The 21228-nt window shown below is 70.4% G+C and carries 21 protein-coding genes; 12 read left to right on the forward strand and 9 right to left on the reverse strand.

Translation table 11 applies throughout. The features are described from left to right. Nucleotides 1-67 precede the first annotated feature (67 nt). Genes HUW46_RS32015 through HUW46_RS32025 form a run of 3 tightly spaced genes read right to left on the reverse strand, consistent with a single transcriptional unit; the run spans nucleotide 68 to nucleotide 2494 of the window. Complete coding sequence (locus HUW46_RS32015) at nucleotides 68-685, reverse strand: acyl-CoA-like ligand-binding transcription factor (RefSeq protein WP_215542492.1); 618 nt, start codon at nucleotides 683-685, stop codon at nucleotides 68-70. Nucleotides 686-737: 52 nt separating this feature from the next. Further along, nucleotides 738-1208, reverse strand: a complete 471-nt coding sequence (locus tag HUW46_RS32020; RefSeq protein WP_215542493.1) for a CoA-binding protein — start codon at nucleotides 1206-1208, stop codon at nucleotides 738-740. Next, complete coding sequence (locus HUW46_RS32025) at nucleotides 1205-2494, reverse strand: O-acetylhomoserine aminocarboxypropyltransferase/cysteine synthase family protein (RefSeq protein WP_215542494.1); 1290 nt, start codon at nucleotides 2492-2494, stop codon at nucleotides 1205-1207. The genes HUW46_RS32020 and HUW46_RS32025 overlap by 4 nt, the downstream gene beginning before the upstream one ends. Before the next feature lie 218 nt (nucleotides 2495-2712). Between HUW46_RS32025 and HUW46_RS32030 the strand changes: the two genes are divergently transcribed. Both HUW46_RS32030 and HUW46_RS32035 read left to right on the forward strand, forming a co-directional pair. After that, nucleotides 2713-3471, forward strand: a complete 759-nt coding sequence (locus HUW46_RS32030; protein ID WP_215542495.1) for a GNAT family N-acetyltransferase — start codon at nucleotides 2713-2715, stop codon at nucleotides 3469-3471. A 137-nt stretch (nucleotides 3472-3608) separates the two neighbouring features. Further along, on the forward strand, nucleotides 3609-4541 hold the full coding sequence (locus HUW46_RS32035; protein WP_215542496.1) for an alpha/beta hydrolase family esterase: 933 nt from the start codon (nucleotides 3609-3611) through the stop codon (nucleotides 4539-4541). On the opposite strand, the gene HUW46_RS32040 is transcribed toward HUW46_RS32035, so the two are convergent. After that, nucleotides 4538-4891, reverse strand: a complete 354-nt coding sequence (locus HUW46_RS32040; protein ID WP_215542497.1) for a YciI family protein — start codon at nucleotides 4889-4891, stop codon at nucleotides 4538-4540. The two genes, HUW46_RS32035 and HUW46_RS32040, sit on opposite strands and share 4 nt — an antisense overlap. Before the next feature lie 152 nt (nucleotides 4892-5043). Between HUW46_RS32040 and HUW46_RS32045 the strand changes: the two genes are divergently transcribed. Continuing rightward, a complete protein-coding gene (locus HUW46_RS32045) occupies nucleotides 5044-5910 on the forward strand; it encodes an aldo/keto reductase (protein ID WP_215542498.1) in 867 nt (288 codons plus the stop codon). Nucleotides 5911-6005: 95 nt separating this feature from the next. Here the strand turns inward: HUW46_RS32045 and HUW46_RS32050 are convergent, their stop codons facing one another. Both HUW46_RS32050 and HUW46_RS32055 read right to left on the reverse strand, forming a co-directional pair. Then, nucleotides 6006-6638 (reverse strand): (2Fe-2S)-binding protein, encoded by a 633-nt coding sequence (locus HUW46_RS32050; RefSeq protein WP_215550233.1) that lies wholly within the window; start codon nucleotides 6636-6638, stop codon nucleotides 6006-6008. A gap of 68 nt (nucleotides 6639-6706) precedes the next feature. After that, on the reverse strand, nucleotides 6707-7573 hold the full coding sequence (locus HUW46_RS32055) for a putative RNA methyltransferase (protein ID WP_215542499.1): 867 nt from the start codon (nucleotides 7571-7573) through the stop codon (nucleotides 6707-6709). A gap of 181 nt (nucleotides 7574-7754) precedes the next feature. On the opposite strand from HUW46_RS32055, the gene HUW46_RS32060 reads away from it, so the two are divergent. From HUW46_RS32060 to ku, 5 genes are all read left to right on the forward strand, one after another. After that, on the forward strand, nucleotides 7755-9083 hold the full coding sequence (locus tag HUW46_RS32060) for an ammonium transporter (RefSeq protein WP_215542500.1): 1329 nt from the start codon (nucleotides 7755-7757) through the stop codon (nucleotides 9081-9083). Beyond that, nucleotides 9080-9418, forward strand: a complete 339-nt coding sequence (locus HUW46_RS32065) for a P-II family nitrogen regulator (RefSeq protein WP_215542501.1) — start codon at nucleotides 9080-9082, stop codon at nucleotides 9416-9418. Before HUW46_RS32060 ends, HUW46_RS32065 begins: the two co-directional genes overlap by 4 nt. 2 nt (nucleotides 9419-9420) lie before the next feature. Continuing rightward, entirely contained in the window at nucleotides 9421-11736 is a 2316-nt protein-coding gene (locus HUW46_RS32070; protein ID WP_215542502.1) for a [protein-PII] uridylyltransferase, read from the forward strand. Nucleotides 11737-11802: 66 nt separating this feature from the next. Next, nucleotides 11803-12177, forward strand: a complete 375-nt coding sequence (locus tag HUW46_RS32075) for a hypothetical protein (RefSeq protein WP_215542503.1) — start codon at nucleotides 11803-11805, stop codon at nucleotides 12175-12177. Between the two features lie 37 nt (nucleotides 12178-12214). Next, nucleotides 12215-13081 (forward strand): non-homologous end joining protein Ku, encoded by an 867-nt coding sequence (ku, locus tag HUW46_RS32080; RefSeq protein WP_215542504.1) that lies wholly within the window; start codon nucleotides 12215-12217, stop codon nucleotides 13079-13081. A 189-nt stretch (nucleotides 13082-13270) separates the two neighbouring features. Here the strand turns inward: ku and HUW46_RS32085 are convergent, their stop codons facing one another. The 3 genes from HUW46_RS32085 to HUW46_RS32095 form a co-directional block, all read right to left on the reverse strand. Further along, nucleotides 13271-13978, reverse strand: coding sequence for an SDR family NAD(P)-dependent oxidoreductase (locus HUW46_RS32085; RefSeq protein ID WP_215542505.1), 708 nt, complete (start codon nucleotides 13976-13978; stop codon nucleotides 13271-13273). 412 nt (nucleotides 13979-14390) lie between these two features. Continuing rightward, nucleotides 14391-14825 (reverse strand): MarR family winged helix-turn-helix transcriptional regulator, encoded by a 435-nt coding sequence (locus HUW46_RS32090; RefSeq protein WP_254125095.1) that lies wholly within the window; start codon nucleotides 14823-14825, stop codon nucleotides 14391-14393. Between the two features lie 9 nt (nucleotides 14826-14834). Continuing rightward, complete coding sequence (locus HUW46_RS32095; protein ID WP_215542506.1) at nucleotides 14835-16631, reverse strand: ABC transporter ATP-binding protein; 1797 nt, start codon at nucleotides 16629-16631, stop codon at nucleotides 14835-14837. Between the two features lie 230 nt (nucleotides 16632-16861). Here HUW46_RS32095 and ffh point away from each other — a divergent pair, with 230 nt between their 5' ends. From ffh to HUW46_RS32115, 4 genes are all read left to right on the forward strand, one after another. Continuing rightward, nucleotides 16862-18412 (forward strand): signal recognition particle protein, encoded by a 1551-nt coding sequence (gene ffh, locus HUW46_RS32100; protein ID WP_215542507.1) that lies wholly within the window; start codon nucleotides 16862-16864, stop codon nucleotides 18410-18412. A 3-nt stretch (nucleotides 18413-18415) separates the two neighbouring features. Beyond that, nucleotides 18416-19483, forward strand: coding sequence for an amidohydrolase family protein (locus HUW46_RS32105; protein WP_215542508.1), 1068 nt, complete (start codon nucleotides 18416-18418; stop codon nucleotides 19481-19483). A gap of 65 nt (nucleotides 19484-19548) precedes the next feature. After that, nucleotides 19549-20280 (forward strand): CPBP family intramembrane glutamic endopeptidase, encoded by a 732-nt coding sequence (locus HUW46_RS32110; protein ID WP_215542509.1) that lies wholly within the window; start codon nucleotides 19549-19551, stop codon nucleotides 20278-20280. Between the two features lie 76 nt (nucleotides 20281-20356). Continuing rightward, entirely contained in the window at nucleotides 20357-21127 is a 771-nt protein-coding gene (locus HUW46_RS32115; protein ID WP_215542510.1) for a CPBP family intramembrane glutamic endopeptidase, read from the forward strand. The last annotated feature ends 101 nt before the right edge of the window (nucleotides 21128-21228 follow it).

Below are 21228 nucleotides of genomic sequence, written 5' to 3' on the forward strand. Positions count from 1 at the left end.
GTGTGGAAGGAAAAGGGCAGAATTCATCGCCCCGGGTGCGCCGGGGTGTCGTTGTGTCCGATGTGGACTATTTCGGCTCGGGCAGCCCGGCCGCGAACTGCGCGAGGGCGTCGCGCAGGAGTGGTTTCATCGCCAGCGGGCGATCGGAGACGAGCCAGTGCTGCATGGTGGCGGTGATCGCGGCGCCGACCGCGGCGGCCACCAGCTTGGGGTACAGGTCCTTGGTGGCGTCGGTGCCGGTCCGTTCGGCGATCGCGGCCGCCATGGCGGTCTCGGCCGTCGCGTTCGCCCTGAGCAGTTCGCCCCGCAGCGAGGGCTCGGCGACCATGAGCCGGACGCCGTCCACCCACTGCTGGTCCGGCGGTTCTTCCCCGCCCTGCTCGACGCCGAGGGGGAAGCGGTCCTCCACCGCAGTGGCGATGGCGGTCCACAGTGGTTCGTCGGCCGGGCGCAGGCGCAGTTCTTCGGCGATCTCCAGCGCGCGGTCGAGGTGCCTGGCGGCGATCGCCTCGGCCTTGTTGGCGAAGTAGTTGCGGAAGGTGCGCAGGGAAACGCCCGCCTCGGCGGCGATGTCCTCCACCTTGACGTTCGCCACCCCGCGCTCCACCACGAGGCGGACCGCCGCCCAGCTCAGCGCGATGCGCGTTTCCCGCTTCTTGCGCTCGCGCAGCCCCTCGGTGCTCATGACACCCACCCTACGCGAACTTGCCTAAAGTGCAACTTTGCCTTTTGGGCAACTATGGCTTCGACTGGCGGCGGGAGCTGATCACGCCGGTGTTGAACCCGGCCAGGTGCAATCCGCCCGCGAAACGCGCGTGTTCGATCTTCACGCAGCGGTTCATCACGACGTCGAGACCGGCCGTGCTCGCGCGCTCGGCGACCTCGTCGTGCCAGAGCCCGAGCTGCAGCCACAGCGTGCGCGCACCCGCCGCGATGACCTCCTCGGCGACGCCGGGCAGGTCGTCGTGCTTGCGGAACACGCTCACCAGATCCACGTCGGGCACATCCGCGAGCCGGTCGTACACCGGCTGCCCGAGCAGTTCGTCGAGCCGCGGGTTCACGAAATGCACCCGGTACTTGCTCGACGAGAGCAGGTACGCGGCGACGAAGTAGCTCGGCCGCGCGGGGTTGTTCGAGGCGCCGACGATCGTCACCGACCGGGTGCGGCGCAGCAGGGCGAGCCGTTCCGTGGCGGAAGGAGAAATCATCGCGCCACCGCCTTGTCGAGAGCCTGGTCGATGTCCCAGAGAATGTCGTCGGGATCTTCGAGCCCGATCGACAGCCGGACCAGATCGGGCCCGACGCCGCCCGCGCGCAGCTGCTCGTCGGAAAGCTGCTGGTGCGTGGTGGACGCCGGGTGGATCACCAGGCTGCGCGCGTCGCCGACGTTCGCCAGGTGCGAGAGCAGTTCGACCGACTCGACGAACTTCTCGCCCGCCGCGCGGCCGCCCTTGACCCCGAACGAGAACACCGCGCCGGGGCCGCCCGGCAGGTACCGCTTCGCGAGCGCGTGGTGCCGGTGCGAGGGCAGGCCCGCGTAGCTGACCCATTCCACGCGGCTGTCCGCTTCGAGGTACTCCGCGACCGTGCGCGCGTTCGCGACGTGCGCCTCCATGCGGTGCGGCAGCGTCTCGACTCCTTGCAGCAGAAGGAAAGCCGAGTGTGGCGAAAGGACAGGCCCGATGTCGCGCAGCTGTTCGGCGCGCAGGCGCGTGCAGAACGCGTACTCGCCGAAGTTCTCCCAGTACTTCAGCCCGCCGTAGCTGTCCACGGTCTCGGTCATCCGGGGGAACTTCCCGTTGCCCCAGTTGAACTTCCCCGATTCGACGACGACACCGCCGAGCGTGGTGCCGTGCCCGCCGAGGAACTTCGTCGCCGAGTGCAGCACGATGTCGGCGCCGTGTTCGAGCGGGCGGCACAGGTACGGCGTCGCGAGCGTCGCGTCGACGACCAGCGGGATGTCGTGCGCGTGGGCGAGTTCGGCCAGCCCCGCGATGTCGGCGATCGAGCCGCTCGGGTTGCCGATCAGCTCGGTGTAGATCAGGCGCGTGCGGTCGGTGATCGCGGCCTCGTAGTGGTCGAGGTCGTCGCCGGGAATGAAGCTCGTGGTCACGCCGAACCGGCGCAACGTGCCGTCGAGCTGGGTGACCGTGCCGCCGTAGAGCCCCGTCGCCGCGACGATGTGCTCACCGGCTTCGGCGAGCGCGGAGAAGGTCAGGAACTCGGCTGCCTGGCCGCTCGACGTGGCGACTCCGCCGATCCCGCCCTCCAGGCTCGCGATGCGCTCCTCGAAGGCGGCCACCGTGGGATTGCCGATCCGGCTGTAGGTGTTGCCGTACTTCTGCAGCGCGAACAGGTTCGCCGCGTCCGCCGTGTCCTCGAAGACGAAGCTGGTGGTCTGGTAGATGGGCACCGCACGCGCGCCCGTTGCCTGGTCGGGCGTACCACCGGCGTGCAGTGCGCGGGTGCGGAAGCCCCAGCTGCGTTCGCTCATCTTCAGGCACGGTACTTCATCCATTCGTGCTATCCACACGCGTCCCACCGGCTGAGGCGAAAACCGGTTGCCGCGCCTGCGACCATGGTGGAGTACCGCACCTTCGAGCATCAGGGGATGCCTCATGCCTGACGCCCTCAGTGGCGTCGCCTAGGTAGCACCACGGCGGCGCTCAACGCTGTCCTCATTCCCTTTTTGCTCGAAAGGTCTTCAATCCAGTGTCTGCTCTGCAGTCCTACATTCGCACGAACGCGGCCACCGGCCGGGAAACCGAGCGGATCGGGCCGTTCCTGGCCACGTTCTCGCCGCGTTCCGCCAACCGATTCGTCAACTACGCCGTCCCCGACGACGGCGCCGTTCCTACGACCTCCGACGTGGTGGCGCTGATCGAGGCGTACCGGCGGCGGAACCTGGTGCCACGCCTCGAATTCATGACCGACACGGCACCGGAGGCGGAACCGGCGCTGCGCGGGGTGGGGTTCACCGTCGAACGGCGGATCCCGGTGATGACCTGCCCGCCGGGCCAGGTCATCACCCAGCCGGAGCCGGTGGGCACCACCCTGGTGGTGCCCCGCACCGACGCCGACTACGCGGCGATGCTGGCCGCGCAGCACGAGGCGTACGACTCCTTCGAGCCCATCACCGATGACGACGTCGCCGACGCCAAGGACAACGTCGCCAGGGGCGGGCTCGCGGTGGTCGCGTACGACCGCGAAACCGGCGAAGCCGCGGGCGGTGGCGTCGCGGACGTGATCACCGGCGGGTTCACCGAACTGGCCGGGTTCGGGGTACGGGCGCCCTACCGGCGCCGGGGTATCGCCGCGGCGATCACCGAGTGCCTGACCAGGCGCGCGCACGAACGCGGCGCGCACCTGCCGTTCCTGACCCCGGCCGGCCCGCCGGAGGAGCGGATCTACGCGAAGGCCGGCTACCGGCCCGCGCACGAAATGGTGCACCTGAGCAGGGAAAGCGCCTGATCGACGGCCGTGCCCCCCGGTTCGCGCCGGGGGCACGGCCGACGTGAACTCAATGAACTAAACGGTGACACAGCTCACGCTCGGGCGAATCGTGCACGCATCCGCGACGATGGTGACGCGACAGGCTGGAGGCGGTCATGCCGAGGTTCAGGGTGGTAGGGCTGGTGGCGGCGGTCCTGGTGGGACTCGCGAGCGCGCCGGCGAACGCGGCACCCGGGATCGTGGACACCCCGATCCCGTCGCGGGGCTGCGGTCACGCGAGCCCGTACCCGGTGGGCGAGACCGTCACCGGGACCGTGGATTCGGGTGGGCTGGAGCGCACGTACACGATCCACGTGCCAGCGGACTACCGGCCGTGGCGCCCGTACTCGCTCGTCCTGTCCTTCCACGGGCACAAGCGCACCAGCGCCTACCAGGAAACCCTGTCGGAGTTCTCGTCGACGCAGGCGATCGCCGTCTACCCGCAGGGCCTCGTCGGCACCGACGGCGAGACGGCGTGGACCGGCGCCCCGTACTCGGCCGCGGCCGACGACGTGCTGTTCACCAGCGACCTGCTCAACCGGCTGCAACGGCAGCTGTGCGTGAACCCGGCGCGGATCTACGCCGCGGGCAAGTCCAACGGCGGCGGGTTCACCGGCGTGCTCGCCTGCCGGATGCCGGGCCGCATCGCCGCGTTCGCACCGGTTTCCGGCGCCTTCTACCCGCAGTCGGGCCCCTGCGAGCCGTCACGGCCCGCGTCGATCATCGATTTCCACGGCACCGCGGACACCACGATCCCGTACGCCGGTGACAGCGCGCGTGGCCTGCCGTCGATCCCGGACTGGCTCGACGGCTGGGCCGCGCGCGACCGCTGCCACGGCGAACCGGCGGTGCGGGACGCCTACGGCGGGGTCGTCCGCATCGAGCGCTGGCAGCACTGCCGCGCCGATCTCGTGCACTACCGCGTGACCGGGCTCGGGCACGACTGGCCGAGCACGCACCCGAACCCGGACTCGGACACCCCGGCGGTGTTCGACGCGACGCCGCTGATCATGCGCTTCTTCGCCGAACACCCGCTCGGGGCGCGCTAGCAGATGCCGAACTCCATCGGCCTGATCTCGATGTGCAGCGGGCTGAGCACGCGCGCGAACCTGCGCCCCCACTCGAGCGCCGCGTCGAGATCGGCCGCCTGGAAGACCGTGAACCCGCCGATGTGCTCCTTCCCCTCGACGTAGGGCCCGTCGGTGGTGAGGGTTTCGCCGCCGTTGTGCTGGACCACGGTCGCCGTGCCCGGCGGGCACAGGCCACCGCTGAAGACCCAGTTCCCGGACGCCCGCAGTTCGGTGTTCACCTTGTCCAGCTCGCGCATGATCGGGTCGAGCACCTCGGGCGGGGGCGGATCGCCGTCGGGCTGGTAGATGCTGAGCAGGTACTGCTTCATGGGTGTTCTCCTTCCTCTCACCCTCGATACGAACGGACGTGCGCCGGATCGACACCCCGTCGGGTGTGGTTCTGGTCACGGGTGGTTGCCGGGAACAGTAAGGGGTACCCGGCGGTTGCCGCCCGTGAAGGACGATCGACGCGCAGGGAGTGATGGACGTGGCCACGACGAAGACGCCAGGCGGAGTGTTCGAGCTGGGCGGGGACCTCCCGGTGCACCGGCTCGGCTACGGCGCCATGCAGATCACCGGCAAGGGGATCTGGGGCGAGCCGAAGGACCGGAAGGAGGCCGTCGCCGTGCTGCGGCGCGCGGTCGAACTCGGCGTGAACTTCATCGACACCGCGGATTCCTACGGCCCGTACGTCAGCGAGGAGATCATCCGCGAGGCGCTGCACCCCTACTCCGAAGACCTGGTGATCGCGACCAAGGGCGGCCTGGTGCGCACCGGGCCCGACCAGTGGATCCCGGTCGGCCGCCCCGCCTACCTCCGCCAGGAGGTGGAAATGAGCCTTCGCCGCCTCGGCCAGGAGCGCATCGATCTCTACCAGTTGCACCGCGTCGACCGCGAAGTGCCGTTCGAGGACCAGATCGGCGAGCTGAAGAAGCTCCGCGACGAGGGCAAGATCCGCCACATCGGACTGTCCGAAGTGGACGCTTCGCAGATCGAAGCCGCCTCGGCGATCACCGAGATCGCGAGCGTGCAGAACCTGTTCAACCTCGCCGACCGCCACCACGAAGCGGTGCTGGACCACGCCACGGAACAAGGAATCGCGTTCATCCCGTGGTTCCCGATCGCCACCGGCGAACTCGCCAAACCGGGCAGCGTCCTGGAGCAGGCCGCGAAGGAACACGGCTCGTCGCCGGCCCAGCTCGCGCTCGCGTGGCTGCTGCGCCGGTCGCCCGTGGTGCTGCCGATTCCGGGAACCTCTTCGGTGGCACACCTCGAAGAAAACGTCGCCGCCGCGGACATCACCCTCACCGACACCGAATTCGACCAACTCACCGCACTGGCGAGCTGACCCCCCGGCCTTGCCCCTGATGGCCACCTTGACGGCACTGAACACGGCACTCAATGCCGTCAAGGTGGCCTTCAGGGACTTCGGGGCCGCGCCGGCTAGCCCAAAGCGGCGCGGAGGCGGCGGTTCCGTTCCGACGGGGTCTGGCGCGGGCAGCTGACGCATTTCTGGCCGCCCGGGATTTCGTAGATCAGGCAACAGGAAGCGCGCCGCACCGCGTGCGCGCGGCCCACGTCCGCGTACCGGGGCCGCGGCATGCGCGGGCCGACGCCGTCGGCGATCCGCCCGGCGAGGTCCATCGCGGCCGCCTCCGAACCGGCCGCCGAACCCGCCCACAGCAAGCGGTTCGCGATCGAATCGGCGGCGATCGCCCAGAACGCGGGTTCGCTCGCACTCGCGATCGGGGCGGCGGCCGCGATCACCTCGGCGAGGGCGTCGCCGAGTGCGGCGCCCACCTCCTCCGGCGAGCCGTCGAGCACACGGGCCGAGCGCGCGCCCGCGTACCGCCCGTCGGGGTGCACGTCGAGCGTGACGGCGCCGAGCGCGGGATCCAGCGCCGCACCGGCGAGCACCAGGGACTCCAGCGCGGGCGCCACCAGCACCGACGACGCCGAGTACCAGCGCACGGTGCCCAGCGTCCGCACGGGGCAGCGCCCGTACATCCGGCGCGCGGTGTCGAGGTCCTCCCGCAACCAGTCGCCGGTCGCGAGCGCGGCGGCGGGTACCGGCATCAGGCCGCCGACGCTGCCCGCGTGATGCCGCATCCGCGCCGCCACCACCGCGTAGATCTCCTCGGTTCTCACCCGTTCAGCCTACGAGGCCGGTAGACCGAAACCACGAAAGACGCCGTGACGTCGAGCGGTTCGGCCACAGCCGCGAGGCGCTCGGCGAGCCCGTCCCGGTGCAGGTGGAACGCGTTCGGGCCCATGCCGACGGCTTGGCGGACCTCGTCCGGCGACAACGTCAGCGCGGCGCGCACCGGCACTCGCTCGGCGAGTTCGAACTGGTCCGCGAGGCTCGCGTCGAGGCGGTCCTGCTTGCCTTCGCCGACATCGAGCAGCCCGACCGCGGCACGCAGTTCCGCCAGGTGCGCCCCATCGGGTAACGCGACGACGAGCAGGCCACCGGGTGCCAGCACGCGCCGGAACTCCGCGGGGTTGCGCGGCGCGAACACGTTCAGCACCACGTCCGCGACGCCGTCGGCGACCGGCCACGGCTCCCACAGGTTCCACACCGCGGCGCCGAGCCTCGCATGCGCGCGAGCCGCGCGGCGCAACGCCATCGCCGAAACATCCAGCGCGAGACCGGTCGACTCCGGTGCCGCGTCGAGGGTTTTCGCCAGGTAGTACCCGATTCCCGCACCCGCGTCGACGATCAGGCCGGGCACCGCGGCCACGCGCGCGATCTCCTCGGCGAGCGGCGCGTAGTGCCCCGCGCCGAGGAAGGCGATCCTGGCCGCCACCATGTCCGCCGTGTCGGCCGTGCCGCTGGGGATCTTCGCGGTCAGCAGGTTCACGTAACCCTGTTTCGCGAGGTCGAACGCGTGCCCTGCGACGCAGCGCAGAACACGGCCGACGAGCCCGAAGGAAGCACTGCAGACGGGACAGCGCAAGGCCGCGACGACCGCGTCCGGCAGTGAACCGCTGTCGGGACGAGGCGCGTTCATGGGGTTATTCGACCATGACGTTTCGTAAACGGACACCACACCCCGGGTATCGGGAAACGCGCTCGTAACATCGCCGGACCCGGGGTTCACAGGCTGGAAACCTCGGAAGTCATCCCGTGCAACACGGTTTTCCGATGCTTTTCCTCCATCTGGAGTTCGCCGTCAACCCAATGGAGGAAACGTGGAAGGGAACACGGCCTGGTTGCTGACCAGCGCCGCCCTGGTGCTGCTGATGACACCCGGGCTGGCATTCTTCTACGGGGGTATGGTCCGCGCGAAGAGCGTGCTCAACATGCTCATGATGAGCTTCGGCGCGATGGGCCTGATCGGTGTGCTGTGGGTGGTCTTCGGCTACTCGATGGCCTTCGGTGACGACGTCGGCGGCGGCCTGCTCGGCAACCCCGGCGAGGCGATCGGCCTGTCCGGGCTGATGGGCGGCGACACCTTGAGCGGCACCGGGTTCGTCGCGTTCCAGGCGATGTTCGCGGTGATCACGGTGGCGCTGATCTCCGGCGCGGTCGCGGATCGCGTGCGGTTCGGCGCCTGGATGGTGTTCGCCGGGATCTGGGCCGTGGTCGTGTACTTCCCGGTGGCGCACTGGGTGTTCGCCTTCGACGCGAAGGACGCGAACACCGGTGAGGTCACGAAGGTCGGCGGCTGGATCGCGAACAAGCTCGGCGCGCTCGACTTCGCGGGCGGCACCGCGGTGCACATCAACGCCGGTGCCGCGGCGCTCGCGCTGGTGCTGGTGCTCGGCAAGCGCGTCGGCTGGCCGAAGGAGCCGATGAAACCGCACAACCTGCCGTTCGTGATGCTCGGCGCGGGCCTGCTGTGGTTCGGCTGGTTCGGGTTCAACGCGGGCTCCGCGCTCAAGGCGGACAACACCGCGGGCGTCGCGTTCATCAACACCTTCACCGCGACCGCGGTCGCGATGCTCGCCTGGCTGCTCGTGGAGCGCATCAGGGACGGTCACGCCACGAGCCTCGGCGCGGCTTCCGGCGTGGTCGCCGGCCTGGTCGCGATCACCCCGGCCTGTGCTTTCGTCGACACCTGGGGCGCGCTCGCCATCGGTGTCGTCGCCGGCGTGCTGTGCGCGCTGGCGGTCGGCCTCAAGTACCGGCTCGGCTACGACGACTCGCTCGACGTCGTCGGCGTGCACCTCGTCGGCGGGATCACCGGCACCTTGATGCTCGGCCTGGTGGCCACCGGTGGTGTCAAGGAGGGCAGCCCGGACGGGCTCTTCTACGGCGGCGGTTTCGCCCAGCTCGGCAAGCAGGCGATCGCCGCGCTGGCGGTGCTGGCCTACTCGTTCGTGCTGGCACTGGTGATCGGCTTCCTGATCAAGAAGACGATGGGCTTCCGGGTGACGGCCGAGGACGAGGTCACCGGTATCGACGAGGCTGAGCACGCGGAGACCGCGTACGAGTTCGGCGGCGGCCGTGGCGGCCGCGCGACGAACAGCTCCGGTCTCGTCGGAACCGCGAAGAAGCTGGAGGGAAGCAAGTCATGAAGCTCATCACCGCTATCGTCAAACCGTTCACCCTCGACGACATCCGCTCGGCGCTCGAACAGCTCGGCGTGCTCGGCATGACCGTCAGCGAGGTGCAGGGCTACGGGCGGCAGAAGGGCCACACCGAGGTCTACCGGGGCGCGGAGTACTCGGTCGACTTCGTGGCCAAGCTCCGGATCGAGGTCGTCACCGACGACCCGAACGTGGAGAAGGTCATCGACGCGATCGTCGCCGCGGCGCACACCGGGAAGATCGGCGACGGCAAGGTGTGGGTGACGCCGGTCGACACGGTGCTGCGGGTGCGGACCGGAGAGCGCGGCACGGACGCACTGTAGCCATGCCGACGGGGGAGCTGGTCAAGGCGGTCGACAGGCTGCTGGAGGGCCGCCACGGGCGGCTCGGTGCCGCCGCGTTGCGGGCGGCCTTGGTGGACCTGTACGAGTTCTGGCTGGGAAAGGGGGCCGCGGCGGCCGGTGTCGACAGCGCCGAGCCCGGTGTCGCACTGGTCGCCGTCGGCGGCCTCGGCCGCCGCGAACTGGTCCCGTTCTCGGATCTCGACCTCGTGCTGGTGCACGACGGGAATCCGGACGTGGCCAAGATCGCCGACGCGCTGTGGTACCCGCTGTGGGACGCCCGCGTCGGCCTCGACCACGCGGTGCGCACGCCGGGCGAAGCGCTGAAGGTCGCCAACGAGGACCTGCGCACGGCGGTCGGCCTGCTCGACGCCAGGCACATCGCGGGGCAGCCCGCGCTGACCGAGCGGCTGGCCGCCGCCGCGCGCGATCAGTGGCGGCGGACCGCCCGCAAGCGGTTGCCGGAACTGGCCGAGTCGGCGAAGGCGCGCTGGCAGCGCAGCGGTGAGATCGCGCAGTCCGCCGAACCCGATCTCAAGCACGGAAGGGGCGGGTTGCGGGACTTCGGCATCCTCGAAGCGCTCGCGCTGGCCCAGCTCACCGCCCGCCCCAACGAGGAACTCGCCGACGCCAAGCGCCTGCTGCTGGACGTCCGCACGGAAATGCGCCGCGAACTGCACCGCGACCGGGACGTGCTGAGCGCGCCCGACGCCGAGCTGGTCGCGGCGGAGCTGGGCTTCGGCGACCGGTTCACCTTGGCGCGCAAGCTTTCCGGCGCGGGCAGGGCGGTCAGCTACGCCGTCGATGTCGCCTTGAGGTCCACTGTGGACGATCGGCCGCGGTCCCGGTTCGGGCGCAAGCCGAGCCGCACCCCGCTCGCCGACGGCGTCGTCCTGCACGGCAACGAGGTCGCGCTCGCGCGCGACGCCGTGCCCGCGCGGGACCCCGGCCTGCTGCTGCGTGTCGCGGCGGCCTCCGCGCGGTCGGGCAAGCCGATCGCGCACGGCACCCTGCGCACGCTCGCCGACTCCGCGCCCGAACTGCGGGAGCCGTGGCCGGTGGAAGCGCGCGAAGCCCTCACCGAACTGCTCGGCGCGGGGGAGGGCCTCGTCGACGCCGTGGAGGCGCTCGACCGGACCGGACTGTGGGCGCGGCTGTTCCCCGAATGGGGCGCGGTGCGGGATCTGCCGCCGCGGTCGCCGGTGCACGCCTGGACCGTCGACCGGCACCTCGTGCGGACGTGCGTCGAGGCGGCCGAGCTGACCACCACGGTGGCCAGGCCGGATCTGCTGCTGCTCGGCGCGCTGCTGCACGACATCGGCAAGGGCCGCGACGCGGACCACTCCGAACTCGGTGCCGCCATCTCGGCACAGGTCGCCGCCAGGATCGGTCTGTCCACATCGGACGTCCGGCTGGTCTCGGAGCTGGTGCGCCACCATCTCCTGCTGCCGCACACCGCGACCAGGCGCGACATCGGCGAAGCGGCCACGGTGGCGCGCATCGTCAAGACCGTCGGCAGCGACCCGGTGCTGCTGGAGCTCCTGCAGGCGCTCACCGAGGCCGATTCCCTCGCCACCGGCCCCGGCGTGTGGACGGACTGGAAGGCGGGCCTGGTCGCCACGCTCGTCGCGCGGTGCACGGAAATGATGCAGGGCAAGGGGTTCAGCGCCCCGGAGCCGCTCGAACCGCGCTACCGCGAACTGGTCGGCAAGGCCGTCGCCTCCGGGCACGGCGAGGTCCTGGTCAGTTCGGAGGGCAAGGTCGCCACCGTGGTGCTCGCCGTACCCGGGGCCGCCGAGCTGCTCGCGCCCGCGGCCGGAGTGCTCGCGCTGCACTCCCTCGAAGTGCACACCGCCGTGCTGCGCGGTCACGAAGGCGGCAGGGCGGGCATCTTCACGGCTTCGCCGAAGTTCGGCTCGCTGCCGGACACCACGTTGCTGCGCGAGCAGTTCGGCCGTGCCGTCGCGGGCGCGCTCGCGCTCACCCAGAAGCTCGCGGCCAAGGAGCGGGACTACTTCTCGGTCACCGCGGTGAAGACCACGCCAAAGATACTGTGGTTCGACGACGAGACGAGCGGATCGCACACCGTGGTGCTCGAACTGCGTGCCGCGGACCGGATCGGGTTGCTGTTCCGGGTCGCGGGCGCGTTCCGGCGGTGCGCCGCGGAAGTCAAGTGGGCCAAGGTCGCCACGCTCGGCGGTGTCGTCGTCGACTCGTTCGCGATCGCCCCGCGTGACGGCGTCCTTGACGAGGAGTGGCGGCGGAAGGTGGAAAACGAGGTCCGCGACGCGGCTTCCTGACCGCACCGGGGTGTCCTCCCGCGACCGCGGGCCGTGCGGCAGTATCGTGCCGATAGTTTTCCAGCGATGCGAAGGGCGGTGGCGGTGGACGACCCGGCACTGCCGTTGACGATCGCCGCCGCGCATTTCGCCGCGTGCGCGGAGGAACTCGCGGACGGCACCCGAGACGTCGGCAACGCGACCGATGTCTCGGAGATCGTCGAACACCTCCTTTCCGGGCAGCGCAACATATCCCGCGCGCTCGCCAGACTTTCCGGTCTCGTGCGGTCCGGGCACGAGACCGGCAGGCTCGCCGCCGTCCCGTCACCGGATCTGGTCGCGCTCGCCGAGGTGCTGCGCGCCGCGGGCAGCGCGGCGGGGTACTCGGCGGAGGCGCTCGCGGAGTGCGGCCCGGCGCTGGACGTATTGGTCCATTCGACCGACGAAGACACCCGTTTGTAGCTGCTCGCACGGTCTTCCGCGCGGTTAACCTTGACCGATGCGGGCGATGTGGAAGGGAACCATCGGGCTCGGGAGCTTCGGCATCCCGGTGCGGGCGTACAGCGCGATCGAGGAACGCGGCGTCGCGCTCCACCAGGTCCACGAACCCGACGGCGGCCGGATCCGGCTCAAGCGGGTGTGCGAGGTCGACGGCGCCGAGGTCGACGCCGACGCGACCGCGAAGGGCTTTGCCTTGCCGGGCGGTGACGTCGTGGTGCTCAGCGAGGCCGATCTCGCCTCACTTCCGTTGCCCACGGCCAGTTCCATTGAGATCTCCGCGTTCACGCCGCTGGACCGGATCGACCCGCTGTACTTCGCGCGCGGCTACTTCCTCGAACCGGAGGTCGCGGCGACCCGTCCGTACGTACTGCTCAGCGAAGCGATGCAGCAGTCGGGGACGGTCGCCGTGGTGCGGGTGGCGTTGCGGCAGCGCGAAACGCTCGCCGTGCTGCGCGTGCGGGACCAGGTGATCGTGCTCCAGACGATGCTGTGGCCGGACGAGATCCGCACCCCCGATTTCCCGTTCCAGCACACCGAGACCGACGTGCGCGCCAATGAGGTCCGCACCGCCGTCGGGTTCATCGAAGAGCTCGCGGGAGATTTCGAACCCGCGCGCTACACCGACCGGTCGCGGGCCGCGCTGGAAGCACTGATCGAAGCGAAGGCCGAGGGCAACGAAGTCGTCCAGCCGACCGCCGCCGAACAAGACGCTGGCGTCGACGCGCTGCTGGCCGCGCTGCGCGAAACCGCCGAAGAACCCGCCGTGCTCAGGGCGAAAGCCGCCGCGCGCAAGGCCGCCGCGGCGAAAGCGGCCGCGACCAGGGCCGCGCGCCGGGCCGAAACGGCCGCGCGCGCGACTGAGTAGTCCTACCCACCCTCGGTTGGGGGTGTTCACGCTGCCGGAGCGCCCCGGCGGCGCGGCATGCTGGTGCCCGGCACCGCGAGAAGCTCGCCATCCCGCCCGGCACCTGGGGGTTTGGGCGGCCTGGCCAGCGTTTCCCGGTCTCCGGCGGGGTGGCTCGACGAGGGGACGAGCCACCCCGCCGGGCTCGTTTCACCAGCCGACGAGGCCGTCCGCGTCGTACAGCCTGCCGCTGGGGCCGTCGAAGGACGCGAGCGCGAGCCTGACGATCGTTCGCGCGCTTTCCCCGGCCGACCGCGTTCCGGTGTGGTTGTTCAGCGCGGTCGCGGTGAACCCCGGGTCGACCGCGACGACCCGGAACTCCGGCAGCGCGCGGGCGTACTGCAGCGTCAGCATGTTCAACGCGGTCTTCGATACCGGGTAGACGAGCCCGAGCAGCTTCGACTCCATCCGCTCGGGATCTTCGGTGATCGCGAAGGACCCCCGCCCGCTCGATACGTTGACGATCCTGGGCAGATCCGCCTCGCGCAGCAACGGAAGCAGCGCGTGCGTGGTGCGGACCGCGCCGAGCAGGTTCACGTCGAGCACGGCGCCGAAGTCGGCGGCGGTGGTCGCCTCCACCTCGGGACGGCTGCCGCCGATGCCCGCGTTGTTGACGAGCACGTCCAGGCTGCCGCGCTCGTCGGCGATCCGTTTCGCGGCGGCGTCAACCTGGGCCTGCTCGGCCACGTCGAGCTGGACGAACCGCACATCGCCGCCGAGTTCCCCGGCCGCGGCCTTGCCCCGGTCCGCGTCGCGGGCGCCGAGGTAGACGGTCATGCCCTCGGCGGCCAGCTGTGCGGCGATCTCGCGCCCGATCCCGGTGTTGGCGCCGGTCACCAGCGCCGTTTCCCCATTCATGTCCCTGTTATACGCGAACCGGCCTCAGGAGCGGTACGGCCACCGGGAACGCGCGATGGCAATACCGTCCTGGTTGATTCGAACTGGCGATGGCGCGAAATGATCTTCGGCTCGAATCCTTCCCGGCTGAACCGCGGGCTGGACAAATCCACGTGCACGGATCGGTGATGATCCGTGCACGTGGATTCGCGGAACGAATATCGGTGTTCGGCCGCCCTCCCCGGCGACTCGAACTCTCCGGATATCCGACATCGACGGTAACCCTTACCGCACCGGCTGTTCACTCGCGATTTCCGATGTCATCCGAACGGGGCGGTCGGTGCTCACGGTGATTAGTGCGCATTCTCCGGGGACCCGTGCGGTTCGACGAAGAATTCCCGCGATGCCGGTGCCGGGTACTCCGAATGGTGGGTCAGGCGTCGGCGACCTTGGCGAGCAATGTGGACGCGAGCCGCAGCAGTTCCCGTTCCGTCGGTGACAGCACGGCGTCCATCGCACCGGCCAGCCAGCGTTCCCGGTCCACGCTGTACTTCCGCAACGCGGAGAGCCCCGCTGGCGTGATGTCCACAAGCGACTGCCTGCCGTCGGCGGGGTCTGGTTTCCGCGTCACCAGCCCGTCGTCCACCAGGGAAGCCAGCACCCTGGTCAGCGACTGCGGGTGGATCCGCTCCGCGTCGGCGAGCGCCTTGGGCGTGTGCGTGCCGCCCCGGTAGAGCCTGCTCAGCACCGCGAGCACCAGCCGGGGTTGTCCTTCGCCCTGCGTCTCGACCCGCATCCGCCAGGTGAGCCGCCCGACTCCCTCGCGCACCTGGTAGGCGAGGTCGAGGAGTTCCTGTTCGGCGTCCACGGCGCCAGCCTAGAAGGTTTCGCCCTCCGCGCCGCGCACCAGCCGGGCGTAGCGCCCGTCGAGTGCGAGCAGTTCCTCGTGTGTGCCGCGCTCGGCGATGCGGCCCTCGTGCAGCACGACGATCTGGTCCGCGTGCCGCACGGTCGACAGCCGGTGCGCGATGGCGATCGTGGTCCGGTGCTCGGCGAGCCGGTCCAGTTCCGCCTGCACGGCGCGTTCGGTGCGGTTGTCGAGCGCGCTCGTCGCCTCGTCGAGCACGAGGACCGGCGGGTTGCGCAGCAGGATCCTGGCGATCGCCATGCGCTGCTTCTCGCCGCCGGAGAACCGGTAACCGCGTTGCCCCACAAGGGTTTCGTATCCGTCGGGCAGTGCCGCGATCGTGTCGTGGACGTGCGCCGCCCGCGCGGCCGCTTCGATCTCCTCGTCCGTCGCTCCCGGTTTCGCGAACCGCAGGTTCTCCCTGACCGTGTCGTGGAACAGGTACGTCTCCTGCGACACCAGGCCGACGGCGGTCGCGAGCGAGTCGAGCCGCACGTCGCCGAGGTCGGTGCCGTCGATCGTGACGGTGCCCGTCGACGGTTCGTACAGCCGCGCGACCAGGTAGGCCAGCGTGGTCTTCCCCGACCCGGTGGCGCCGACGAGCGCGGTGGTCGTGCCGGGCGCGACCTCGAGATCGATGTCGCGCAGCGTCCACGCCTCGTCGTAGCGGAAGGAGACCCGCTCGAACCGGACGGCGCCCCCGGTGACGGTCAGCTCGCGGGCGCCCGGCCGGTCACCGATTTCGACGGGAAGGTCGAGCACCTCGAAGATGCGGCCGAACAACGCGCGCGACACCGAGACCTGCTGCCCGATCGACTGCATCGCCGAGGCGGGCGCGACGAGCCGGTTGAGCATGCTGGTGAACGCCACCACGGTGCCGATGGTGGTGGGGTTCGCGCCGTTCGACAGCTCCATCCCGGCGATCCAGTACACGATCGCCGGGATGATCGTCAGGCTCATCGTCCTCGACGCCGTCTGCCAGCGGCCCGCGAGCGCCGACTGTCGTTCCAGTGCGGCGATCTCCTTCGACTCCGCGGCGAACCGGTCGCGCAGCCTGCCCGCGTTGCCCATGGTCTTCGTCAGCAGCACGCCCGCCACCGACAACGACTCCTCGACCACGGTGGTCAGCCGCGCCATCCGCCGCTGCCGCCCACCGGCGAGCCTGCGGCGCTTGCGCCCGAGCCGGAGGGTGAACAGCAGGAAGAGCGGCACCACGACCAGTGACAGCAGTGCGAGCTGCCAGTCCAGCACGAGGGTGGCCGTGGCGATCGCCAGCACGGTCGTGGCGTTCTGCACGATCGAGCCCGCGGTGCCGGTGATGACGTTGTCGACGCCGCCGATGTCGTTGAACACGCGCGAGAGCACTTCGCCGCTGCGGGTGCGGGTGAAGAACGCGAGCGACATCCGCTGCAGGTGCGAGTACACCGACACCCGCAGGTCGTTCATCACCCGCTGCCCGATCGTGTTGGACAGGCCGGTCGTGGCGACGCCCATCGCGCCGGCGCCGAGCGAGGCGGCGATCATGCCGCCCGCGAACAGGCTCAGCAGCAGCGTGTCACCGCTGGGCAGCGCCGTGTCGAGGATCGCGCGCAGGAAGAACGGCGGCACCACCCCGAGCCCGCCCTGGACGACGAGCAGCACCACGAGCAGCGCGAGGCCGCGGCGGTGCGGCCCGAACAGCGCGAAGATCCGCCGCAGCGGTACCGGGGTGTCGTCGTCGGTTTCGCGTTCGACGAGCGACGGGCGGACGACAACAGAGGAAGTCATAAACATGAGCGTACTAATTTGACGGCAGATCACGCGGCAGAGTTTCGAGGGCAGTGGAATTTCGATCGTTCAACTCGGACAAACTGGTAAATGTCGGTTGATCAACCCGGTTCGCGGGGATCCCGGTGCCCGCACCGGGGGCGCGGTGGTGCGGCTACCCTCGAAGGAAGCCGGACCGGGCCTCGCCCGCGCCGGCGGAGCAACCACGACCAGCTGGAGCGTGCACACCCGTGTTCGACACCCTCTCCGATCGGCTCACGTCCGTCCTGCAGAACCTGCGGGGTAAGGGCAAGCTGTCCGACGCCGACATCGACGCCACCGCGCGCGAGATCCGCATCGCGCTGCTGGAGGCGGACGTGGCGCTGCCCGTGGTCCGCGCCTTCATCGGACGGGTCAAGGAGCGCGCCAAGGGCGCCGAGGTCTCCGCGGCCCTCAACCCGGCGCAACAGGTCATCAAGATCGTCAACGAGGAGCTCATCGCGATCCTCGGCGGCGAGACCCGCAGGCTGAACCTCGCGAAGAACCCGCCGACCGTGATCATGCTCGCCGGTCTGCAGGGTGCCGGTAAGACCACCCTCGCGGGCAAGCTCGCGATGTGGCTCAAGAAGCAGGGCCACGCGCCGATGCTGATCGCCTGCGACCTCCAGCGCCCGAACGCGGTCACCCAGTTGCAGGTCGTCGGCGAGCGCGCGGGCGTGGTCACCTTCGCGCCCGAACCGGGTAACGGCGTCGGCGACCCGGTCGACGTCGCGCGCCGTGGTATCGAAGAGGCCCGCCGCGCCCAGCACGACGTGGTCGTCGTCGACACCGCGGGCCGTCTCGGCGTCGACGAAGAGCTGATGAAGCAGGCCGCGGACATCCGCGACGCCGTGCAGCCGGAAGAGACCCTTTTCGTCGTCGACGCGATGATCGGTCAGGACGCGGTGACCACCGCGGAGGCCTTCCGCGACGGCGTCGGCTTCACCGGCGTGGTGCTGACCAAGCTCGACGGCGACGCCCGCGGTGGTGCCGCGCTGTCCGTCCGCGAGGTCACCGGCCAGCCGATCCTGTTCGCCTCCAACGGCGAGAAGCTCGAAGACTTCGACGTCTTCCACCCCGACCGGATGGCCAGCCGCATCCTCGGCATGGGCGACATGCTGAGCCTGATCGAGCAGGCCGAGCAGGCCTTCGACCAGGAACAGGCGGAGCAGGCCGCGCAGAAGCTCACCAGCGGGCAGCTCACCCTGGAGGACTTCCTCGAGCAGATGCTCGCGGTGCGCAAGATGGGCCCGATCGGCAACCTGCTCGGCATGCTGCCCGGCGCGGGCCAGATGAAGGACCAGATCGCCGCCGTCGACGACAAGCAGCTCGACCGGCTGCAGGCGATCATCCGCGGCATGACCCCGGCCGAGCGCGCCGACCCGAAGCTCATCAACGGGTCGCGGCGGCTGCGCATCGCCAACGGCTCCGGCGTCGCCGTCCGCGAGGTCAACGACCTGGTAAACCGCTTCTTCGAAGCGCGCAAGATGATGTCGCAGATGGCGGGCCGCTTCGGGTTCGGCGGCGGTGGCGGTGGCAGCAAGAGCCGCAAGGGCAAGAAGGGGAAGAAGGGCAAGGGGCGCGGCCCCACGCCCCCCAAGGTGCGCGGCGGGATGCCGGGCGGCATGCCGATGCTGCCCCCCGGTGGCATGCCGGGCGGTGGCGGCGGGATGCCGGACCTGTCCCAGCTCGGCGGCGGGCTCAACGACGTCCCCGGCTTCGACCCGTCGAAGTTCAAGCTGCCGCCGAAGAAGAACAAGTAGCCGATGGACCTGCACCTGCGCGGGGTCGTGCTGCCCGGCGGGGACGAGCGCGACGTCTGGGTCAGCGGCGGGACCATCGTCGCGGAGCCGGTGCCAGGAGCGTCCGAAGTGGACGGTGGATTCCTGGTGCCGGGCCTCGTCGACGCGCACTGCCATCCCGGGATCGGCGTGCACGGCCCGACCACGCTCGAAGAGGCCGTCGAACAGGCGGAAACCGATCGCGACGCGGGCACGCTGCTGATCCGCGACTGCGGCGTGCCGATCGACAACCGGCCGCTGCAGCGGCGCGCGGACCTGCCGAGGATCATCCGCGCGGGCAGGCACCTCGCGCTGACGAAGCGGTACATCCCCGGCCTCGGCATCGAACTGGACGAGCCGTCGCAACTGCCAGCCGCCGTGGCCGAGCAGGCGGCCGACGGCGACGGCTGGGTCAAGCTCGTCGGCGACTGGATCGACCGCGGCATCGGCGATCTCGCGCCGTTGTGGCCGGACGACGTGCTGGCCGAGGCGATCGCCGTCGCGCACGACGCGGGCGCGCGGGTGACCGCGCACGTGTTCGGCGAGGACGCGCTCCCCGGCCTCATCGACGCCGGGATCGACTGCCTCGAACACGGCACCGGCCTGTCCGCGGACCAGATCGACGACCTCGCCCGCCGCCGCGTCGCGCTCGTGCCGACGCTGATCAACATCGAGAACTTCCCCGGTATCGCGGACAGCGCGAAGAAGTACCCGACGTACGCGGCGCACATGCGGGCACTGCACGCCCGAGTCGGCGAAACGGTCTCGAACGCCATCGAGGCGGGAGTCCCGGTGTACGCGGGCAGCGACGCGGGCGGCATGGTCGAGCACGGCAGGCTCGTCGACGAGATCGACGCGTTGCGTGGCGCGGGGATGAGCGCCGAGCAGGCACTCGGCGCGGCTTCGTGGGACGCGCGGGACTGGCTCGGCGCCGCCGGGATCGAGCCGGGCGAGTCCGCGGACTTCCTTGTGTACCACCAAGATCCGCGCCTGCACCCCGAGGTGCTCCGCTCACCGGCACATATCGTGCTGCGCGGGCGGCTCGTCCGCTGACCCGCCTTCCCACACCGCGCGCGTGCCACCTAACGTGACGCGTGGACGATCACGGTGGAGGTTCGGTGGACGAGGGGCGGGAACCTCCGGCTCGTGCGGGCCTCGTACTCGGCGCGCACTGGGGATTCCTCGCGTTCTTCGGCGGTCTCGGCGCCTACTACCTCGTCACGATCCTGCTCGCGCTCCTGATGCCGGGCGAGTTCGGCGGGTTCGATCCGACCGATCTCCCCGACGGGGGCCCGCTCGTCCTGCTCGCGTTCCTGCCCACCCTCGTGCTCGGCCTCGGGCCCGCGATCGGGTCCTGGCTGTGGGGCCGCGGCCTCCGCGCCGAATTCGGCCTGCTGCCCACCCTGCGCGATCTCAAGGTCGGGCTCGTCTGCGGCGTGGCCGCGCTCGTCGCCGGATACCTCGCGAGCCTCGTGCTGCTGTCCTTCGACGGCGACGGCAGGGGCCAGGACGACCCGGTCACCGAACTCGGCGACGGCAGCGCGCTCGGCTGGCGGATCCTCGCGGCGGTGATCGTCGTCTTCGCCGCTCCGCTCGGCGAGGAACTGCTCATCCGCGGCGCGCTGTGGAACGCGCTCGCGCGCTACCGCGTCCCGGAGTGGACGCTGGTGGTGCTCACCGCGGTGGTGTTCGCGCAGCTCCACGGCGAGCCGGACCGCACGGTCGTGCTGGTGGTGCAGGGTGTCGCGATCGGCGTGGCGCGCTCGATCACCGGGCGGTGCGGCGCGAGCCTCGTCGCGCACGCGGCGAACAACCTGCCGCCCGCGGTGTTGCTGTTCGTCGGCGGCTGAGCCACGGTGAGTGGCGACGTTCTAGGCTCCCGGTGAGAAGTTCGCGAGAAGCTGGAGCCCCTATCGGAGGATCGGCGTGACCACATCACGGCCAAAGGAGCCGATCGCCGGGATCGGCGACGGCCAGCCGGATCCGCCGCCCGCCCGCTGGGGGTTCGGCGCGTTCCTGCTCGTCGAGGCGGTTCTGCTGGCGTCGGCGGCCTTCGTGAGCGTGCTGATCGCGCCACCGGCCGGTGGCCCGCTTCCGGTGCGCGACGTGCTGATCGGCACCATCGCGCCGACCGTCATCGCCGCGGCGACCGCCGTGCTCATCACCTACCTGCGCGGGAACGGGCCGTTCACCGACCTGAACCTGTCCTGGCACTGGCCCGACGTCAAGGCCGGCTTGAAGTTCGGCCTGCTCGGCCTCGTTTTCACCACCGTCGGCGCGTTCGTCTGGACCCAGGTCGTCGGCGAGAACAACGCCACGTCGGCGATCAGCGCGCTGGTCGAGAACCGGCCGATGTCGCTGGCCGCCGCCGTGATCATGTTCCTCTACGTGTGGCTGCTCGGGCCGATCTGCGAAGAGCTGATCTACCGCGGCCTGCTGTGGAAGGCCGTCGAACGGCTCCAGTGGGGCAACGAGCGCTACGGGCGGCTCGCCGCGTTCCTGATCTCGACCGCCGTTTTCGCGGTCAGCCACCTCGAACCGCTGCGGACCACGCTGCTGCTGGTCATCGCGATCCCGATCGGGCTCGCGCGGTTGTCCACCGGGCGGCTGCTGAGCAGCGTCGTCGCCCACCAGATGAACAACTTCCTTCCCGCGCTCGCCATCCTCCTCACCACGCTGAACGTGATGAAGTTCTGACGACCGGGTGAAATCGGCGACCGGGCCGTCTGGCACAATGGTCGCTTGCCTGCCTCGGCCGGACCCTCTCACCGCGCCCGGGGCTACGAACCTGACCTACG

Origin of the sequence: Amycolatopsis sp. CA-230715 (genome assembly GCF_018736145.1) — a bacterium.
Lineage (GTDB): Bacteria > Actinomycetota > Actinomycetes > Mycobacteriales > Pseudonocardiaceae > Amycolatopsis.

Excerpts from the sequence above, each read along its gene's own strand:
- HUW46_RS32015 (WP_215542492.1), bottom strand. The coding sequence starts at position 685 with ATGAGCACCGAGGGGCTGCGCGAGCGCAAGAAGCGGGAAACGCGCATC.
- HUW46_RS32020 (WP_215542493.1), bottom strand. The coding sequence starts at position 1,208 with ATGATTTCTCCTTCCGCCACGGAACGGCTCGCCCTGCTGCGCCGCACC.
- HUW46_RS32025 (WP_215542494.1), bottom strand. The coding sequence starts at position 2,494 with ATGAGCGAACGCAGCTGGGGCTTCCGCACCCGCGCACTGCACGCCGGT.
- HUW46_RS32035 (WP_215542496.1), top strand. The coding sequence starts at position 3,609 with ATGCCGAGGTTCAGGGTGGTAGGGCTGGTGGCGGCGGTCCTGGTGGGA.
- HUW46_RS32040 (WP_215542497.1), bottom strand. The coding sequence starts at position 4,891 with ATGAAGCAGTACCTGCTCAGCATCTACCAGCCCGACGGCGATCCGCCC.
- HUW46_RS32045 (WP_215542498.1), top strand. The coding sequence starts at position 5,044 with ATGGACGTGGCCACGACGAAGACGCCAGGCGGAGTGTTCGAGCTGGGC.
- HUW46_RS32050 (WP_215550233.1), bottom strand. The coding sequence starts at position 6,638 with ATGCCGGTACCCGCCGCCGCGCTCGCGACCGGCGACTGGTTGCGGGAG.
- HUW46_RS32055 (WP_215542499.1), bottom strand. The coding sequence starts at position 7,573 with ATGAACGCGCCTCGTCCCGACAGCGGTTCACTGCCGGACGCGGTCGTC.
- HUW46_RS32065 (WP_215542501.1), top strand. The coding sequence starts at position 9,080 with ATGAAGCTCATCACCGCTATCGTCAAACCGTTCACCCTCGACGACATC.
- HUW46_RS32070 (WP_215542502.1), top strand. The coding sequence starts at position 9,421 with ATGCCGACGGGGGAGCTGGTCAAGGCGGTCGACAGGCTGCTGGAGGGC.
- HUW46_RS32075 (WP_215542503.1), top strand. The coding sequence starts at position 11,803 with ATGCGAAGGGCGGTGGCGGTGGACGACCCGGCACTGCCGTTGACGATC.
- ku (WP_215542504.1), top strand. The coding sequence starts at position 12,215 with ATGCGGGCGATGTGGAAGGGAACCATCGGGCTCGGGAGCTTCGGCATC.
- HUW46_RS32085 (WP_215542505.1), bottom strand. The coding sequence starts at position 13,978 with ATGAATGGGGAAACGGCGCTGGTGACCGGCGCCAACACCGGGATCGGG.
- HUW46_RS32095 (WP_215542506.1), bottom strand. The coding sequence starts at position 16,631 with ATGACTTCCTCTGTTGTCGTCCGCCCGTCGCTCGTCGAACGCGAAACC.
- HUW46_RS32105 (WP_215542508.1), top strand. The coding sequence starts at position 18,416 with ATGGACCTGCACCTGCGCGGGGTCGTGCTGCCCGGCGGGGACGAGCGC.